Source organism: Flavobacterium sp. CBA20B-1 (assembly GCF_028473145.1).
GTDB lineage: Bacteria > Bacteroidota > Bacteroidia > Flavobacteriales > Flavobacteriaceae > Flavobacterium.
This window is the reverse complement of sequence record NZ_CP092370.1, coordinates 454941-471505: the sequence shown is the minus strand read 5'-3', so window position 1 is coordinate 471505 and position 16565 is coordinate 454941. Positions and strand designations below refer to the sequence as shown.

The 16565-nt window shown below is 33.6% G+C and carries 10 protein-coding genes; 2 read left to right on the top strand and 8 right to left on the bottom strand.

What is annotated here, in order from left to right:
- Positions 1-9: 9 nt before the first annotated feature.
- The 8 genes from MG290_RS02385 to MG290_RS02350 all read right to left on the bottom strand — a co-directional run bounded on the left by MG290_RS02385 (position 10) and on the right by MG290_RS02350 (position 13841).
- Positions 10-3015 (bottom strand): helicase-related protein, encoded by a 3006-nt coding sequence (locus tag MG290_RS02385; RefSeq protein WP_264562322.1) that lies wholly within the window; start codon positions 3013-3015, stop codon positions 10-12.
- Positions 2916-3239: a hypothetical protein gene (locus MG290_RS02380; RefSeq protein ID WP_264562321.1), complete on the bottom strand. Its 324-nt coding sequence runs from the start codon at positions 3237-3239 to the stop codon at positions 2916-2918. Before MG290_RS02380 ends, MG290_RS02385 begins: the two co-directional genes overlap by 100 nt.
- Positions 3226-5688: a DUF262 domain-containing protein gene (locus MG290_RS02375; RefSeq protein ID WP_264562320.1), complete on the bottom strand. Its 2463-nt coding sequence runs from the start codon at positions 5686-5688 to the stop codon at positions 3226-3228. The genes MG290_RS02380 and MG290_RS02375 overlap by 14 nt, the downstream gene beginning before the upstream one ends.
- Positions 5681-7570 carry a DUF262 domain-containing protein gene (locus tag MG290_RS02370; RefSeq protein ID WP_264562319.1) on the bottom strand — a complete coding sequence of 630 codons (1890 nt, stop codon included), beginning with the start codon at positions 7568-7570 and terminating at the stop codon, positions 5681-5683. Before MG290_RS02370 ends, MG290_RS02375 begins: the two co-directional genes overlap by 8 nt.
- Positions 7571-7634: 64 nt before the next feature.
- Positions 7635-9737: a site-specific DNA-methyltransferase gene (locus tag MG290_RS02365; protein WP_264562318.1), complete on the bottom strand. Its 2103-nt coding sequence runs from the start codon at positions 9735-9737 to the stop codon at positions 7635-7637.
- A gap of 346 nt (positions 9738-10083) precedes the next feature.
- The gene (locus MG290_RS02360; RefSeq protein WP_264562317.1) at positions 10084-10623 is read right to left on the bottom strand and encodes a transposase; all 540 of its coding nucleotides are present in this window, start codon (positions 10621-10623) and stop codon (positions 10084-10086) included.
- A gap of 86 nt (positions 10624-10709) precedes the next feature.
- Positions 10710-11864 (bottom strand): restriction endonuclease, encoded by a 1155-nt coding sequence (locus MG290_RS02355; RefSeq protein WP_264562316.1) that lies wholly within the window; start codon positions 11862-11864, stop codon positions 10710-10712.
- A gap of 141 nt (positions 11865-12005) precedes the next feature.
- Positions 12006-13841: a DEAD/DEAH box helicase family protein gene (locus tag MG290_RS02350; protein WP_264562315.1), complete on the bottom strand. Its 1836-nt coding sequence runs from the start codon at positions 13839-13841 to the stop codon at positions 12006-12008.
- 195 nt (positions 13842-14036) lie between these two features.
- On the opposite strand from MG290_RS02350, the gene MG290_RS02345 reads away from it, so the two are divergent.
- Complete coding sequence (locus MG290_RS02345) at positions 14037-15002, top strand: thioredoxin family protein (RefSeq protein WP_264562314.1); 966 nt, start codon at positions 14037-14039, stop codon at positions 15000-15002.
- A 144-nt stretch (positions 15003-15146) separates the two neighbouring features.
- Positions 15147-16562 carry a 23S rRNA (uracil(1939)-C(5))-methyltransferase RlmD gene (gene rlmD / locus MG290_RS02340; protein WP_264562313.1) on the top strand — a complete coding sequence of 472 codons (1416 nt, stop codon included), beginning with the start codon at positions 15147-15149 and terminating at the stop codon, positions 16560-16562.
- Positions 16563-16565 lie beyond the last annotated feature (3 nt).

Below are 16565 nucleotides of genomic sequence, written 5' to 3'. Positions count from 1 at the left end.
ATAATGCGTTTATTTTACAATCAAAAATGAGATTAATTTAAAATCTTCAATTCCTTTGAACTTATCCTTCATCAGGTTTGTACCACCTGATTTGAATAAACTTAAGACTTCTTTTTCTTCTTCTGTTTCCAATATTGTTCCAATGGATTTCTTAAGTAAATCAGAATATTCAGACATATTGTGATATTCATCAGTTTCTAAATTCATTTTTTCGCACAATGCCGTGATAGGCTCTTTAACACCTTTGCACAACATTCTAACGGCATCCAATATTTTCTTAGAATCAATATGATTAAATAATAATTTACCTACCTGATCGATATAAACTAAATAAAAGGGATGCAAACGATTGAGTTTATTAATATTGATGTTTTCATTCATATTTTTCAATACATATATTACGCCGGGTTTTAGAATTTCGGTTGATGGTACCACAGCATGAATTCCTTCTGGAATATCCGACATTTCTCCATATTCTTTGATAAAATTGGACAAATCAATTCTAAAATCATTCAAACCTAAATCGGTAATATCGATTCCTTCACGCAGATCTTCTAAATCAGTTACTTCATCTTGTAATTTTTGTAATTGTAATTTTCTATACTCTAAATCCTTTTGATTTTCTTTCAGGATATTATCATCGGCTGTACTTGCCATATCAGAAATCATCATACGATCTTCAACACGTTGTTTTAGATTTATATAGCTATCTAAAGTAATGTCTGGCCAAAAATTAACTAAAGTAATGGTATCATTTATTGACCCAATACGATCGATACGACCAAAACGTTGAATAATACGTACTGGATTCCAGTGGATATCGTAATTTATCAAATAATCACAATCTTGTAAATTCTGTCCTTCAGAGATACAATCGGTTGCTATCAAAATATCTATTTCTTCATTGATGGTGGGGAAAAGCAAATCTTTTCCTTTTGATTTTGGAGAAAAACAAGTCAACAAAGCATTCAACTCCGTTGGAATAGTTTTCGTTGTTGCTACTCTTCTTGATCCTGTAATCAAGGTAGATTGAATATTACTTTTGGCTTTAAAATGTTTACTTATATTGTCGTACAAGTAATCAGCTGTATCGGCAAAAGCAGTAAAAATAATTACTTTTTTATTGTCGGGATTAAGTGGTTTTTCAATTTTATTTTCAATGGATTGTATTAAAGTTTGTAGTTTTAAATCTAATGCAGGTTTTATCAGGTTCGTTTTATCCATCAATTGATTAATAATAGCTAAATCTTCTTCCAAATCTTCTTTCCATTGCCTGCGATCCAAATCAGCTAAATGTACTTTTACTTTTTTACCGATTACATTTTCTTCATCTCCCCAATTTGCATCCCAATCAAAATTTTCATCCTGCGTATCAAAATGAATACTCGAAATAGACACAATTCCTTCTTTAGATATAGATTTAATTGTGTTTTTTATTTGAGACAAAATTCCATTTGTTGTAATTCTAAATGAATCAATTGAGCTTTCAATACGTTTTAATAAATTGATACGCATCAATTGTTGCAAACTTTTTTCTCTATCTAATTGTGTTAGTTTTCCACCTTTAGTTTGTTTGTCATATTTTTCTGCATACTTACTTATTTGGCTTGGTAGGATATATTTCAAAGGTGTATAAACTGATAAATTTAAATGAACTAATAATTCTGCTATTTCATTATACGTAATGGAGTCATCTTTAGTCAACGCACAAGCTAAAGAAACTGGTTTATTCCTTGTTGGAAATTTACCTATATCACTCGTATCGTAATAAGTGGTAATATGTTTTCTAGAACGAGCAATGGTCAAAGAATCTAATATTTCAAAGAAATCAAAATCCAATAAATCCAATAACTTTTCGGTAGTCCTTTCCCAAATATCCAATTTTGACCAAGTATTAAAAGCAGATTGTGCTCGTTTGAAAATCACATCAATTCCATTATTTGTATCTAGCTTATCATCAATACGTGTTGCATCACCTTCATAAGCTAATGCCAATTGATTTTTTAAATCATTGAAACGATTGTTAACAGGCGTAGCCGAAAGCATCAACACTTTGGTTTCGATTCCTTCTCGCATTACTTTGCGCAATAATGCTTGATAACGATTTTCTTTATCGGAATAGGTTAATCCAGCATTTCTAAAATTGTGCGATTCATCAATGACTACTAATCCGTAATTTCCCCAATTGACGTTAGCTAAATTTCGTCCGTTGCTTATTCCCGATTCTCTCGACAAATCAGTATGAAAAAGCACATCGTAATTAAAACGGTCTTTGGCTAAAATATTTGTTTTATCGTTGTGACGATAGGTATTCCAGTTGGCTTCTAATTTTTTAGGACACAATACCAAAACGTCTTTATTACGCATTTCGTAATATTTGATGATGCCTAACGCCGAAAAAGTTTTACCCAAACCAACGCTATCCGCCAAAATGCAACCTTTGTATTTTTCTAATTTATTAATCGCACCAATCACCGCATCTTTCTGGAAGTTAAAAAGCTTGTTCCATACAATGGTATCTTTAAACCCAACGCGATCATCAGGCAAATTATCTAAAGTCAAGTCATCCAAGAAGTCATTGAAGATGTTGTACAACGTGATGAAATAGATAAACTCCGGACTATTGTCCTGAAAGGCTTTTTCGAAATACTTTTGTACTTTTTGGGTAACGATTTCTAGGTTTTCTTCATCCTCCCAAACCTGATTGAAATGCTCCAAATAGACTTTGGCATTCGGAAAATCTGTCTTTTGAATCAATGTTGGAAATCCTTTTTTGGGTGTTACACCCAAATCGGCAGTTGTAAAATTATTGACATTTGTCCAGGCAAAAGATTCGCTAACAGAATTTACTGCGTGAATCATTCCCTGTAAAGGATAATTTGTTTGTTTATTGGATTTGAAAATCACTTTGTTTTTTACCCATTTACTGCATTCTTTGGCAATAGCACGCTGCGTGAGCTGATTGCGCAAACGCAATTCAAATTCGCCACCACATAAATCCGCTTCTTTAAACAATTCGGAATAAAGAATTTTGGTATTTCTTTCTTTAGATTTTCTTGTAAAAAACTTGGCGAAGTAAATATAAAACGTAATTCATCTACACTTTGCAATTCTTTCCGCAAAGCTTCAAAAGCATATATGGAAAAAGAAGATGCCGCAATTGCCATCTTACTTTTTTTATGAATACTTTCTTTTAAATCGTCAATCAGTCGTGTATTTATGTTATCAATTAGCTTCATCTACTATACCGCTTAAATTTATATGTATATATCTTAAACATTCGTCATAAGTTCCAACTTCTTTAGAATAATAATTGGATACCTTCTGAAAACATTCACTATCAAAAAATTCAATCAATTGTTTACTATAATCACCAGCTTGTCTTCTTTTAATAGCAATATTAAATTGTGAATTAATGAATCTAACATCAAATCCATAAGGAATTTTATCAAAAATGAAATCGAAATATGCACATGGATAATCGTCATTATTTTCTCCACTGACTGAATAATAATTCCATTTTTCATCTTCAAATTTGTTACTTAGATAAAAATTATAGGATTCAATTTCTGCATGAGAACCGCTAATTTTTTCACCTTTTAGCAATACAAAGCCATGATTAGATTCTTGTCTAAAATATCTCTTTTTACCTTTATCAAAGTAATTTAATATGTTTGGATTATTAATGATTAAAAAACGCCACCATTCATTACATTCAACATCCAAAAGTTTCTTTAAGCCCGAAGAAATATCTGTTGAGTATGATAAAAGATTATCAAACAAATGTTTAATAATTAACCGATGTTCTAATTTTTTATCTAATTTTAAAAATCGTTTCCAAGAAATATCACGATCACTATCAATTAAAAAACTGAAATTTGAACCTTCAGAAATTGTATAATCACCGATGGATAATAAAGTTCTTTCAAACAAATAATTTCCATTTCTAGAAAAGTCTTGATTCAATCCTTTTTCAGTGAATAAAACTTTAAAAATATTGTAGTTCAAATCGTATTGACTTTGAACATTATTTAAAAATGTAACATCTAAATCCTCTAAAGAGTCAAATTCTATACCGACAAGCATTAATAGAAAATAGGTTTGCCCTTGCAAATAAGGATGAAGTTCAACATTTTTAAAATTATCTTTCCATGAGGGATCAATTTTTTCAATTTTTCTTTTTAAAATCTCTTCTTTATATTGAAAGGAATCAAACCCAACTATATCTTTAAATGACTGATTACTTAGATATTCATCTATATTATCTGAATACTGAACAGTTTCTCGAATAAAAGAAAGTGCATTAATAAACTCTCTTTCATTGTTATATGGAGCTGTATTATTTGATAAATTGGAAATAAAACGCATCCACATATTCAAACCATTTGTATTGAAATTATCTCTATGTTTTTTTAAATACTCCATGTGAGCATAAAACATTATACGCTCGTGATAATATCTCGTACCATGATCAGACTTAACTAAAATAAGAAGATTTTCAAATGAATTATAATATTCAAATTTATTATCTAAGCTAGAATAAAATACCGTACTTAATATGTCAAAAAACTCCGCTAACTCATTGAGGCTTTCATTAGTAATTATTTTGCTATTTAATCCATTTATATTGAACAATTCCTGGTAATCATAATATGAAAAGTCTTTTCTATGGGTTAGAAAAGTTTTAATTACAGGTATAGTAATGTCTAAATTTCTATTCAAATTTATGCTTGAGTGTAGAAATGATATTCTAAACAAATTTGAAAAGAAGCGATCAAAATAATTAGGGTGTTCCAAATATGGATCATTTAATTTCATGATTTCCCATACAAAATTTGACCAACGGCTATCTAATTGAGTTGTATAATATGTTTTAAAATCAACTTTTTTCTCTTTGCCCGCTATTTCAAAAATGTATTCATTTTTAAAGTTAGTTTTAGAAATAAACCCTTCTAACTTAGCTTTAAAATTCTCGAAAGGACTTAATTGTACACCTCGTGAATTCATTTTTATATATAAATCATCAGAAAGGTTATTCTTCCCTAGATCCATGAATAAGAAGGTTATTATAGGATTTTTTGGATCAACCAATTTATCAAAATATTCTTGGCTGCAATCGAACACATCTAACATCGCATCTAACATCAGTAAAGTATTCTGAACTGTTGGATCCCAATCCCAAGCAGGTGCATACCAACTTAAATTTTTAACTGATTTTGATAAACTATTAATTTTTCCTTCCTCACTCTTTAAAAGATTATTAAACTCGAGTGCCTTGGTAAATAATTCATTGTAAAATTCCTTTGAGCTTAATCTATTTTCATAAGTGAATTTGGTATGTAATTGTTCCTTATCCTCTATTAGAAACAATGATTTATACTGTTCAAATTTCCCTTCTTTATTTGCTAAAAACCAATGTAATAACATTAGAGTAGTCAACCTTTGCTGACCATCCAATGGATATAATACATTATTTTGATTTAAAAATCCATATACAAAATCTAAATCCCTAAACGGTTTTCCATCTTCAAGATAACTTAATAAAGCTTGTAGAAATTCTGTACGAACTTCATTTTCATCAACTCTTCCTTGTACGTAATCCCTTTGTATTTTGGGAACACAAATTGTATTATCTTCTAATAATTGTGATAAAGAGATACGAACTCCATTTTCTAAATACTTACTCATCAATTGATATTTTTAGATAAGGTTTTAATACATTAATAATTTCAGTAGTATAGTTATCCGCATCTTCTGTACTCCAAAAATTAAGATTATCTAACTTTCTACTATACACTTTCATAAAGGCATTGATTGTACATACGGGAGTAAATAACCCATATTTACCATTCTCCTGAATTCTTATTCTTTTCAATGTGTAAAATGCATTACCATAACTTCTATTTGTATACGAATCTAGTAGTGATAGATTACCAATTGAATCTTTATCTAAATCATCTTTGTCTTCTTTAAAATATTTTCTAAAGAAACTAAATGAAAGCTGTAGAACTGATTTTTGAATAGTATCCTCTTTGTAGGCAACTATCATCTTTATCAATTCTTTTTGGACATCCTTATCAAGATCTTTCAAACAAAATTGCTCTTCTATACTTATATCAGTTAAAACATCAATTAGTGTTTGATCAATATCTTTACTAGTAAAATATTCAACTATATCTTTTATCCAAGCTTTCCATTCCTCTGGTTTATTTAATTCCTTATCATTTCTTGATCTAATATGTTCAATATCCCATTGCTGACTTTTGAAAAGATTAAAAGGGAAACGATAATTTGATTTTTTATCAGAAGCTACGGTCAGAATATTAAACAGCAATAATACGCGGAAAATCAATTTGTTGTTGTATTTCAAATCTCTCAATTCATCTTCAGTACAATTAATAAGAGATTTTACTTTTTTTTGTAGTTCTTTAAAAAATTCGTCTTTATTTTTTCCTTCACTTAATTCTAAAATATCAATAATCGAATATCCTATAGCAATTAAAAAGCCTATGTAATGATAGAATTTGATATCGATAAACCAACCTTCAATTTTTGAAAAATAACTCTTGAAATTCCTCCAAATATGAAGTCTTTCTTTAATAGAATCTTCTGCATTAAAATTGGAATTGATTTTAAAAAATGTATGATATTCTTCGGACTCTATTGTTCTTTCACAATATAAATCAAAGATATATTCTAAACGATTCGCATATTTAATGGGATTATTCGGGTTATACAAAAAGTACCAAAACTCATCCTTTTGTAATTTACTTTCTAAATTATTCCAATCGTTTGCAATTTCATATAATGCTAATTGGGAATCTAGCTCGTTTGAATTAATATTTCGTAAAAACAATGCCTTGATAAGTTCAGAGTTCGTAAGCTTTATTTTACCAATATTTAAACGAGTAAAGATATCATAGGAATCTGTATCATCATTTACTTCATACCATATTACTTTAATAGGATTGTCCCTATCCTGACTTGCCAGTAATTGATCTAAAAAATCCCTTTTTTCTCTTTTTTGAACAATCTTTTTTTGGTCAAACCAATCAATAATCGCTTGATATGCGCTAGACATATAAAAGAAATCTATATTATCCTTTTTCTTATCAGTGTTGAAATTATTGCTTATTTGATCTAGATATGCTTGACTTAATTCTCTTGTTTTATAGGTAATATCAAAATTTGGTATTGCATACTCATCTTCTAAATCTTGAGAAGTCTCACGAAGTAAATAGCTCAGTAAAATCTTTAAAGATGTTAGTCTTTGCTGACCATCCAGAACTTCCCAACAAATTGATTCATTTTCCAATGTTTTAGGTTTTACCACAATGGGTTGCAGGCAATAATACTCGTTATCTTTTAACGACTTGTCTTTGTATTTTTGATGAAACTCCCATAAGTCATCTAATAACAAATCAATTTGTTTTTTATCCCAACGATAGCCTCTTTGGTAAGAATCTATGTAGTATTTAACTTTAACTTCAGTATTATCGTCTTTGAGTAGAATCTTATTATTGTGTAACTGATATAGCGAGTAAAGTTCTAGCTTATTATTTTGATGCATAGTTCAGTGATGATTAGTAAATTAGTTATAAAAAAAGGAGAAGCGAACTTCTCCTTTCTAAGAATTATATCACTTTCATTTCCGTATTCGGACTTAATTGTTTGATGAGCTGCTTCACATTCTCCTTCGCAGTATCATCTTTAAAACCTTTATCTCTAAATACAATACGCATCGGTTGGTCTTTGGCTACTTCTTTGGCAAAGGCTTCATCGATATCTTTGTCAAAACAGCAGTACAGCGAATTTCCGGCTACGGCATACACTTCTTTACCCGAAATGGTTTTGCGTTCTATAGGCAGGGACAATGGCAATCCCCAATCGAGCATTATCTGCGTTACCAAATCTTCTGCCGTGCGGCCTTCTTTTACATTGTCTGCAAAAAGGTCCAGCGTATTTTGGGTATAATCTTGCGGTTTGTAATACACATCCTGCATATTGGAACTGTCTAAACGGTACACACGGAAACCTTTGTCTGAATTACGAATTGCGAATTTTAAATTGCGAAGTTCCTGTAATAAATTTTCCGCTTTTTCATCGATGATTGCATCATTTGGAAAAGAAATTTCATCATCTTTCTCCACTAAAGATTTTCCAATCATCTTTTCTAATGTATTCTTTTTGGATTCGTAATTCGTAATTTCCTCATTCGAAATTGACTTGGCAGCACGGCGAATTCTTTCTTTGCCTATTTCGCAGATATTTTTGTAACCGGCTTTGTAGGCTTCGCTTTTTTCATCGGTGGCTTCGGGAAGTTGCACCATTATGTATTTGCGCTTGCCAACTTGTGCTGAGCCTGTCGAAGCATCTTCTGCATTAAGTTGCATTACCGCGTGGGCGGTGGTGGCGGAACCTGAGAAGAAGTCAAGAATTATATCGTTATCACCTGTTTGAGATATTTTTGCTAAATATTTAATTAGTCCAGTTGGTTTTGCGAAATCAAATGGGATTTCTAAATCTTTCAATTCCTTAGCACTATGTCGATTTTCGTACTTTAAAATTAAATCATTAGGTAACTGGCCAGCTTCTTGTCTATCTTTTAACCATATTTTAGTATTTAAATTCCACTCGGAAAACCCACCATTTTCATCTACCAAAACTTTACTATTTGTCTTTGAAAATTCTATATTTCCTTTTGCTTTTTCTAAAAGATATGTTTCATAAGTCCATCTCCAGCATCCATCTTCTATATTTTTAGGAACTATTTTTTCTCCTTCTTTTTTTATTGCGGGTAACTCTGAACCAGGAGGAATAACTAAAGAACCATCTGGGGCTTCAATAAAATATCGTTGATTTGCTCTAGCGTCCAATGATGATTGATATAATCCCATTGCTCTATACTTTTCGCCTTTTCTTTCGCCATCAACTTGCACTTTTGTATAAACTTTTTTTATAAGCTGGGGATCCATATCGTCACTAAAGCTATTAACGTTAGTAATGTTCCTTGAGTAAACAAGAAGATACTCAATGTTAGGCGAGAAAAATCTCCCCTTATTCCCACCTGATTTCGCTTGTCTACCTACAATTGCTATTCTATTTGTCTCACCAAAAATTTCGTCGCATACTCTTGTTAAGTTTGCTATTTCATCAGAACCGATAGAAATAAAAATAACGCCATCATCGGTCAATAGATTTCTTGCCAGTTTTAGGCGTGGGTACATCATAGAAAGCCAGTCGCTGTGGTAGCGTCCGCTGGTTTCGGGGTTTTGTACTAATTTTTGGTTGTATTCGTCTTTTTGTCCGCTTTCAAAGAGTTCTTCGTCGCCGTCTTTGGCAAAATTGTCTTTGTACACAAAATCTTTCCCCGTGTTGTAAGGCGGGTCTATGTAGATCATTTTTATCTTGCCAAGGTAGCTTTCCTGCAAGAGTTTCAGCACTTCCAGGTTGTCGCCTTCTATGTAGATATTTTCGGTAGTATCAAAATCTACAGAATCTTCCCGCACCGGCCGCAAAGTATTGGTGGTGGGGATATTGGCGGTAACAATGGCTTCGCGCTTGCCCGGCCACTCCAGTCGGTACCGTTCTTTGTTGCCCTCTACAATTTGGTTGGATAATTCCTGTTTCAGCAAATCGAAATCAATTCGTTTTCCTTCTGCCGTTTCGGTAACGCAGTTGGGGAAAAGGGCAGCTATTTTTTCTATGTTCAGGCTGGTGATGTCGGTGGATTTCATATCCAGGGCTTGCCCTGTGTGTACAGATTTATCGTTCATTGTTTTTGTTTTTTTTATTTCGATTGGATAGATTGTTTTAATTCATTTGATTTGGTTTGGTTTGATTCGTTCCGATACGATTTGATTCGATTCGATTTGATTTGATTCGATTTGATTTGATTCGCCCCGATCCGCCCCGATCCGATCCGCCCCGATCCGATCCGCGATCCGCGATCCGCGATCCGCGATCTGCTAGAGACAAGGCATGCCTTGTCTGTACATAATTGGATTGGATTGGATTAAATTGGATTGGATTGATTGTATTGCATTGAAATCCATTGCGAAAAAATCGATCATTTATCATTTATCAATAGAATTTATCATCGTTCCAATTTTTAGGGTTGTTTTCTATATAATCATTAATACGTTGGTATTCTGCATCATTGCGAATAATATGGTCGTGAAATCTGGTTTGCCAGCCAAATTCTAATCCTAATCTATTGGCGTGTTTGGTAACGGCAGATTTGTATCCGCCAATAATGGATGATGCGGTATTTTTTCCGGGATTTCGGAATCGTTTTTGGGATTCGGATTGGGGATCGATTGCGGAATCATTATCAATCACCAAATTATTATCACCATTTAAAATCAAAATGCCGTGGATATGATTGGGCATTACCACAAATGCGCCTAATTCTATATTGGTGGTGTGGTTTTTAATTTCGTGCCAAAATACATCTGCCAATAGTCCGCAATGAGATAATGTCATTTTCTTATTTTCAATATGCCCAAAATAATGTTTTCTACCTTTGGTACATATTGTAATAAAATAGGCACCTGCCCAACCGTAATTCCACCAAGTGGCGCGGGCAGAAGGGATTCTGTATTTATTTTGATATTTATCCAAATTAATTGTTTTTATTCATCCTTAGTTTGTTGTTGTTGACAGAGGTATAAGGCGTGCCTTGTATCTACCCAAGGCGTGCCTTGCAACTACCGCAATTGTGCAATATCCAATAATTTACTGTACGTGGTTATCACATCAAATTTTACTTCGCCATTACTAATGCTTTTAAAATGTTCTTTGGCACAATGTATTTTTAGTTTTTCTACGCCCCGTAAATCATTCTCATTTTCAGAACCTTTGGTTTCGGCTATAAAGTAAATGTGTTTTACTTTTTCATTGTCTAAAACGATCGCCCAATCGGGACTGTAATTGGCAACAGGTGTGGCTATGTAAAAGCCTTTGGGCAATTTGGCATAGACGATCACTTCGGTAGCCTGTTCCAGATTTTTGGTAAATTCTTTCTCTATTGTAGAATCGGTTTCCAAATAGTCGTAAATATGTTTTTGAAGCAGTTCTTGGGTACGCAATACATTTTTTCCGTTGGTAAAAACGGTTTTGGCATCAAAATATTCTTCTGTTTTTTGATAGGCAATATTATTGATGATGAGCGAAGCCTTGGTTTCATTGATGAGCCTTGCAGATTTGGCGATAAATTCTTCGGGGTTTTTGCGCAAAAAAGCAAAAGTGTTGGGTTTTATTTTCTTGAGAATTTGTACAATCGTACTTCGCTTTAAGTTGGTTAATGCTTCTATTTCGCCCACGATGTCATAAGCCACATCGTTGTAGAGGTCGGCAGAAAGTTTTTTAGCATCTGTCTTGGTTACATTAATGGCAGTTCCTTCTTTCAAATCTTCTTTAGAAACCTCCTTCATTTCACCCGTCTTGATTTCGTATTTTCTTTCAGAGATATGCAGGTCTGCATCAATGCGTATTCTGCTTTCGTCTATTAAGGTATCTGTATCAAATTTCACTTCATAAACGGTTTTCAGACTGATCTTTTTCCAAAGCTCCTGAAATTCTTTTTTGGCAAAATTTTTATTGATGGTGAGCGGAACGGTTTCGCTGGCATTTTCAGGTTTGATGCCTTCGCCATTGTACACGGTTTGCAACAGTTGACTGATGGCAGTAGCGTAAACGGTTAAGTGTTCGGGAACAGGAACTTCGTTTTTCTCGATCAGTTCTTTTCCTTCGGGGGTAATTTTATCATCATCATCCAGAATATCGTGTTTGTAGAGAAACTTATTGAGTTTTTTAGCATCTTCATCGGTAAGGCGCAAGGTTTCGCCGTGTTCATTGGTCAATATTTTACCCAGAAAGAATTTGGTATCTGCTTTTACAGGACGTTCTTTGAGAGATTTTGCGATTTCGTTTTGCAGGCCTTAGGCAAATTCTTCATAACTTTCAGAGGCAATTACGGTCAATATATTGAGGTCGTGTACCTGTTATCCCACGAGTTCAAAATCCTGGCGGACCCCATTTTTATCCACCGCCAAACGCATTCCACGCCCCACTTCCTGCCGTCTTCTGGTTTGGCTTGCGCTGTCCACATTTTTCAATGCACAGATTTGAAATACATTTGGATTGTCCCAACCTTCCTTCAAAGCCGAATGCGAAAAGATGAAACGCGTGGGTTCTTCAAAACTCAACAAGCGTTCTTTATCTTTCATTATCAAATCATAGGCAGAAACGTCATCCGAATCTTCACTTCCTCTTTTGATAGTCGGGTCTACAGGTTTGCCTTTTTTATCGATGGAAAAATAACCGTTATGCACGCGGTCTGCATCATCACGTTGCAGATAATCTAAATAATTTCCCGGTGCATAGACTTTTGAGGTTTTGTTGATGTCGGTTTCAATCACATAATCGGTATAATCCTGACGGAATAAATCGATAAACTGGTTGATGGCATTTCTGTATTCTTCTTCAAAGATCTGCGCATATTCACCCAAAACTTCTTCGCCCATTTCATCATACTTCCGGTATTTCTCCACAGAATCAATGAAAAATAAAGAAAGTACTTTAATGCCTTTTTCAAACAAGATTTTCTCCTTTTGCAAATGCGAAAGAATGGTTTCCCTGATTTGAATTCTGCGAAAAGCCAATTCGTCTTTATCATTGATGATATCGCCGGGATAAATATCCTGACCATTGACCACAATTTTATTCAAATAACCGTTGACTTCTGTGACCAAACAGTTTTTATAAGCCGGTAAGCCGCCAGAGATTTCAAATAAATCTGTCCCTTGAGCAATTGGTTTTCGTACACGTTTAACACCGTTGCCCGATCTTTCTTCGTATTCTAAAATAGCCATTGGCGGTTTATTGGCACTCAGCCTGATGTATTCCAGATACAAATATCCCGTTGTGCCGGAAGATCCTTTTAAATTAATTCCTTTCACCTGAATTTTCTTTACAAGCTTTTTATTGTAAGCATCCAGCGCATCTAAACGGAAAATTTTGTTGTATTCTTCCAAATGCGTAGCAGAATATCGCAAAGTGAACAGCGGATGAAAATCTTCCATACTTTTCAGCGTAACCGAACCTTCTTTACCCACAGATTGTGGCTCATCTATAATGATAACAGGTCTGGTTTGTGCAATAATATCGATCGGTCGCCGTGATCCAAAATGATCTAATTCCTGATGAATACGTCTTGCATCGGCACCTCTTGCAGCAAAAGCCTGGGTGTTGATCACCATAACGCTGATGCGCCCGTCTGAGGCAAAGGTTTCTATATCTTGCGGACGGGAAGAATTATAAATAAACGGACTTATTTTATGCCCGTAAAGTTCCTGAAAATGATCCTGCGTTAATTCAAAGGTTTTGAAAACCCCTTCTCGTATAGCGATACTCGGAACGATAATGATAAACTTGCTCCAGCCATATTTTTTGTTCAGCTCATACATTGTACGGATGTAGGTGTAGGTTTTACCCGTACCGGTTTCCATCTCAATGGTGAAGTTGTAGCCAATATTTGCACTTGTAACGGTATCAATTTTTTGATTTTCGATGAGGTAATGTTCTCTTTGAACGCGGACGATATTATCAAAAACTTGGGATTCTGTAATTTGTATGGTGCTGTTTCTGTAACCAATCAATTCGTCTACTTCATACCCTAATGTTGCAATGCCTTTAGCTTGCTCACGAGCTTTGCGTAAAATTTCGGCCGTTTTTTCCAGGGTAAATCTATTGGTTTTCAGTGTCTGCCCTTCAAAGCACTTTACAACAGCCTCAACCGCCTGTATTTGAAAATTTTGTTCTTTGAATTGTAATTTCATATTTAAAGGTAGTGGGTCATAATTTTAGAAGGTAAATATACTAAATGTAAAAAAGCAAAAGAAATGAAAACAAAGGAAAATGCGATGTGGAAACCCACAAATTGACATTTTTTTCTGTAAAATTGTAAATTAAAATACGATGTTGCTAGTGAATATTTTATATTTGAAGCTTTTAATTACAACTTAAAAACGCTTATGAAACTATTATTTAGTACACTATTTCTACTTTTATCAACCATTTCTTTAAAAGCGCAAACCGACTGTACACAACTATTAGCGCAGAAAATCAATCTATATGATGATTTAGAAAAAACACAGTTGGAACTTACAACAAACTTTTCTAAGCTTACCGATTGTGGATTAGACGAAACAGACATTCTTTTTTTGGGTCAGCCTCCTTTTTTAGCAACATTGGTTATTGGCTGGTTAAACGAAGATTCTGAAATGGTAACCTATCAAAAGTTATTAGATGAAGTCTTAAAAATGAAAGCAACTTCTGAATATAAAGAATCAGTTGTCTTTTATAATGATTTTATAACCTTACGCAGTAAAAAAATTGATCTTGCTAACTGGGAGGCAGACAGTCAAATTTTATTAAGATTGGTAAAGGATGAACGTGCTGTTGATGCCATTTACCAAGTTATTAAAGAAGATCCTGATCAATTTGAAACTTATGGCGACATGATAGATGAATTTAATAAACTTGCTGATTCTATGATAAATGATGAAGAACCCTTGGCTGAAGAAACTCCTTTTTTTTCTGATGCCCAAATAATTGATTACGATGAGTTGCTTTTAACTGCACAAATTTGGGGTAAACCTTTACTGATTTATTTTACCGCTTATGCGGATGTTAATTCACGAAAAATGGAAGATGCTTTTTTATATGACAATGACATACTAGATTTTTTAAATGCAAATTATTATACCGTAACATTATTTGTGGATGAGAAGAAAGAAGTTCCTAAAAAACACATTACAAAAAATGAAAAAACAGGAAAATTAATGAAAACGTATGGCGCTTTTTATATGAAGATACAAGAAGAGCGTTTTAAAAATCAAAGTCAGCCTTATTTTGCGATTGTATCCACCGACGGAAAAATTTTAAAAACACAAGGGTTTACCTTAAAGAAAAAAGAATTTCAAAAGTTTTTAAAGTAAATGTCACAGACTATTATATTCATTTACTCTGCCAACAAACAAGGTTCAAGAACTGCTGAAGATTATTTTAGTGATTAAATTTTATAAACAATATAAATAACACTACAATTTACGTTTTATACAAACAATTAGTATTTTTGCAGCATGGCACGAAAAAAAACAGATAAAATCGTATTCGAAAACGTAGAAGTACTTGATGCAGGCGCAAAAGGCGTTTCGGTTGCAAAAGCTCCCGATGGTAAAATCATTTTTATTCCGAATGTTGTTCCCGGCGATGTGGTGGATGTTCAAACCTTTAAAAAGCGTAAGGCTTATTACGAAGGTAAAGCCGTGGCTTTTCACAAATTATCTTCACAGCGTGTTGAACCTGTTTGTGAGCATTTTGGAGCTTGTGGTGGCTGTAAATGGCAAAACATGGGTTACGAATTTCAGTTGGGCTACAAACACCAAGAAGTGGAGAATAATTTAAAAAGAATCGGAAAAATTGAACTTCCGCAGTTTGAACCAATTTTAGGTTCGAAAGAACAATTTTTCTACCGCAATAAAATGGAGTTTTCTTTTTCAAATGCACGCTGGTTAACCGATGATGAAATTAAATCGGGCGAAGAGTTGGGTAAGGAAAATGCACTAGGTTTTCATATTCCAAAAATGTGGGATAAAATTCTAGACATTAAAAAATGTTATTTGCAGCAAGATCCTTCCAATGCTATTCGCAACGAAATTCGTGATTTTGCCAATGAAAATGGTCTGGAATTTTTCAATCCACGTGAAAATACCGGTTTGTTGCGCACATTGATGATCAGAACAGCATCAACCGGAGAAATCATGGTTTTGATTCAATTTTTTAAAGAAGATAAAAAGAAACGTGAATTGTTGCTTGATTTCTTAAAAAATCGTTTCCCTGAAATTACATCGCTTCAATATGTGATCAACAGTAAATTAAACGATACCATATACGATCAAAACGTAATTTGCTACCACGGTCGTGATTATATTTTAGAAGAAATGGAAGGATTAAAATTCAGTATTAATGCCAAATCGTTCTATCAAACCAATTCAGATCAAGCATACGAATTATACAGTATTACCAGGGATTTTGCAGGTTTAACAGGCAACGAACTGGTGTATGATTTATATACCGGAACAGGAACCATTGCACAGTTTGTATCGAAAAATGCAAAAAAAGTAATTGGTGTGGAAGCAGTTCCAGAAGCAATTGCCGATGCAAAAGTGAATGCCGAACGCAACAATATTACCAATTGCGATTTTTTTGTGGGCGATATGAAAAATGTGTTTAATGATGCTTTTATAGAGCAACATGGGCAACCTGATGTAATTATTACCGATCCGCCGCGCGATGGTATGCACAAAGATGTGGTGGCTCAAATTTTAAAAATTGCTCCGGAACGTGTGGTTTATGTAAGCTGTAATTCGGCAACGCAAGCCAGAGATTTAGCTTTGATGGACGAAATGTATAAGGTGGTTCGTGTGCGACCTGTGGATATGTTTCCGCAAACACATCACGTGGAAAATGTAGTTTTATTAGAAAAACGATCATAGTGA